This is a genomic window from Pseudomonas sp. K5002, assembly GCF_013386655.1.
GTDB lineage: Bacteria > Pseudomonadota > Gammaproteobacteria > Pseudomonadales > Pseudomonadaceae > Aquipseudomonas.
The window spans coordinates 1-2,980 of record NZ_JACARK010000820.1 but is presented as its reverse complement, the minus strand read 5'-3'; the positions used below and the strand labels follow the sequence as shown (position 1 = coordinate 2,980).

Here is a 2,980-nt window from a genome sequence, read left to right as displayed (position 1 = left end):
GCGCGACCATCACCGACAGTGCGACGGCAATGGTGGTCAGGGCGGTAGCGTTGGTGATCGCCGGATGCGCCGAAGCTCCGGCGAGCACTTCAATCGGTTCCAGCGGCAGCAGTTGCGGGAACATCTGCGGGTTACGCGTCCACACCAACATGGCGACGGTTTGCAGCAACAACGACACCCCGATGCCGCTGATCAATGGCGCCAGGCGCGGCGCATTGCGCAGGCGCCGATAAGCGACCCGTTCAATCAGCACCGCGAGTACCGCGCAGAACGCCATGGCAATCACAGTGGCTGCCAGCAGCACCAGCACCGGCGGCATCGCCGGCCATGTCACCTGCAACAGGCGAATCACCGAGAGGCCCACCAAAGCGCCAATCATCAACACATCGCCATGGGCAAAGTTGATGATCCGCAAAATGCCGTAGACCATGGTGTAACCCAAGGCCACTAGCGCGTAGAGACTGCCCGTCATCAAACCATTGAGCAGCTGCTGGATAAACGCATCCATGGAAACCATCGACCTCACTACTGACGAGGGCGGCACACTAAGCATCTATTCTGTTTTTATCAAATATCAGAAATTCATATGGTTATGCCAAACGCATAAAGCGCTATAACCGCCATAAATACGGCATTTATGGCTCTTTATTTGCCATCTCACTTAGTATTTAATTCAACACATGAATAATTTAGAACAGTTAGCCAATGACCCGCCGTTGCGTGCCGTGCGCACCTTCGAAGCGTTTGCCCGCCACGGCGGAGTGAATTCCGCCGCCCGCGAGCTGGACGTGTCGCCCTCCGCCGTCAGCCATCAATTGCACCTGCTGGAAAGCTTTCTGCAGCAACCGCTGACCTTGCGCCAGGGCCGCAACCTGGTGCTCACCGAAGAAGGCCGCGAGTACTACCGCGCAATTCGCTCGGCCTTCGCCGTACTGCGCAGCGCCACCGAACACGTGCGGGAAAAAAGCGCCACACGCCAGGTCACCATCAGCCTGATCCCGCTGTTCGGCATCAACCTGTTCATCCCGCGCCTGGCACAGTTCCTCAAGGACCACCCGGCGCTGGACATCAACGTCACCTACGCCAACCACCGCAGCTACCCCAGCGACGCTGCCGATTTATCGATCCGCTTCGGCACCGGGCACTGGCCGGGGTACCACAGCGAGCCGCTGATTTCCGGGGCGGTGACGCCGTATTGCAGCCGCGCATTCCTGGAGCAACACGGGCCGATCGACACACCTGAGGCGCTGAGTGAATTACCGCTGTTGCACGACGAAGAACGCGGCACCTGGAGCCAATGGTTCCAGGCCGCCGACGTGCATCACGGGACCGCGTTGAATGGTTTGCTGCTGGAGGATGGTCAGTTGGCGCTGACGGCCACGCTGACCGGATTGGGCTGCTCACTGCTGCGCGCGCCACTGGTTGCGCCGCATGTGGCAAATGGGGAGTTGGTGAAGCTGTTTGATCTACAGGTCGATGATGGCCGCCAGTACTACCTGTGCCGGCGGGCCAACAGCGAGTTGTCGAGCGAGGGGAATCACTTGTACGACTGGATCAAGAGCAACCTGGCGGGGAATTGAAAACACCGCAGATCCAATGTGGGGGCGGGCTTGCTCGCGAATGCGGCGGTTCAGCCAGCACATGTCTCGACTGACCCACCGCATTCGCGAGCAAGCCCGCTCCCACATTTTTGTGTGCGTTTCAATTCAGAATGGAGTCAGCTGCCGTTCCCGCCGTGCGCCTCTTCAAAGAAGTAATCCTTCCAGCTCCCCGCCTTGTTCTTCAACACGCCCAACTCCTGCAATTTCTCGGCATAGATATAGGTACGCTGCGGCACGATGGTGAAGTCGATTTCCGGGTCCTGGACGATTTTCTCCACCAGCGCCAGCGGTAGCTTCGACTGCTCTACACGAATGTAAGCCTGGGCAGCTGCCGGCTTGTCGGCCTTGATGATTGTCTCGGCCTCGGCCAACGCGTCATAGAACGCCTTGTAGGTCTTGGGGTTCTCGTCGTGGAATTTCTCGGTGGTGTACAGCACGTTGAACGTCGCCGGGCCGCCGAGAATGTCGTAGGAACTCAGCACCTTGTGCACCTTGGGATTCAACAACTCCTGGTACTGGAACGGCGGGCTGGAAAAATGCGCGTTGATCTCCGAACCGCCAGCAATCAGCGCCGCAGTGGCGTCCGGATGCGCCAGGCTGATGGAGATATCGTCGAACTTCTTGTAGTTGTCGTTCCCGAACTGCTTGGCGGTTTCAATCTGCAAGGTACGCGACTGAAAACCCACACCGGCGGCCGGTACGGCGATGCGGTCTTTTTCGCTGAAGTCCTTGAGGGTCTTCACATCCGGGTTATTGGTCAGCAGGTAGTTGGGCATCGAGCCCAGCGAGGCGATGGCCTTGACGTTCTGCTTGCCCTTGGTGCGGTCCCACAGCGTGAGCATGGGCGGCACACCCGCCGACACCACGTCCAGCGCGCCGGCCAGCAGCGACTCGTTCATCGCGGTGGCGCCGGAGATACTGTTCCACTCCACCTTGATGTCCAGGCCCTGTTCCTTGCCGTGTTTCTCGATCAGGTTCTGGTCACGAACCACATCGAGGATCAAGTAGCCGATGCCGAATTGCTGGGCGATGCTGATCTTGCCTTCGGCGTGTGCACCAAGGCTGAGGAGCGCACTGGCTGCTGCCAGGAGCGTCAGGGTGGGTCGTTTTATTATCATGAGAACGCTGCCGCGAGGTTGAGAAGGGTTGCGAGCGTAGCGGCCCACGTACAGTGCGAAAAAGAATATCGCGATCTATGGATATACGAAAAACACTGCCCACCGGCGCTGCTATATTGCGCGCCTGTGCCTGATGTCATCCCCGGAGCCACTCTGCATGCTGCGCACCAACCTCAACGAGATGCTGATCTTCATGGCGGTGGTCGATGGCGCCAGCTTCGTCGCCGGTGGCCAGGCGATGGGCCTGACGCGCTCGGCGGC

The 2,980-nt window shown here is 59.3% G+C and carries 3 protein-coding genes; 1 reads left to right on the top strand and 2 read right to left on the bottom strand.

Going from position 1 to position 2,980, the window contains the following annotated elements; genetic code table 11:
- The coding region (locus tag HX846_RS29160; protein ID WP_178966671.1) for a branched-chain amino acid ABC transporter permease at positions 1 to 508 on the bottom strand (508 nt) is incomplete at its 3' end.
- Between the two features lie 172 nt (positions 509 to 680).
- On the opposite strand from HX846_RS29160, the gene HX846_RS29155 reads away from it, so the two are divergent.
- A complete protein-coding gene (locus tag HX846_RS29155; protein WP_178966669.1) occupies positions 681 to 1,580 on the top strand; it encodes a LysR substrate-binding domain-containing protein in 900 nt (299 codons plus the stop codon).
- Positions 1,581 to 1,717: 137 nt separating this feature from the next.
- Here HX846_RS29155 and HX846_RS29150 read toward each other — a convergent pair whose 3' ends face one another.
- Positions 1,718 to 2,719: an ABC transporter substrate-binding protein gene (locus HX846_RS29150; RefSeq protein ID WP_177022740.1), complete on the bottom strand. Its 1,002-nt coding sequence runs from the start codon at positions 2,717 to 2,719 to the stop codon at positions 1,718 to 1,720.
- Positions 2,720 to 2,980: the final 261 nt, after the last annotated feature.

Excerpts from the sequence above, each read along its gene's own strand:
- HX846_RS29155 (WP_178966669.1), top strand. The coding sequence starts at position 681 with ATGAATAATTTAGAACAGTTAGCCAATGACCCGCCGTTGCGTGCCGTG.
- HX846_RS29150 (WP_177022740.1), bottom strand. The coding sequence starts at position 2,719 with ATGATAATAAAACGACCCACCCTGACGCTCCTGGCAGCAGCCAGTGCG.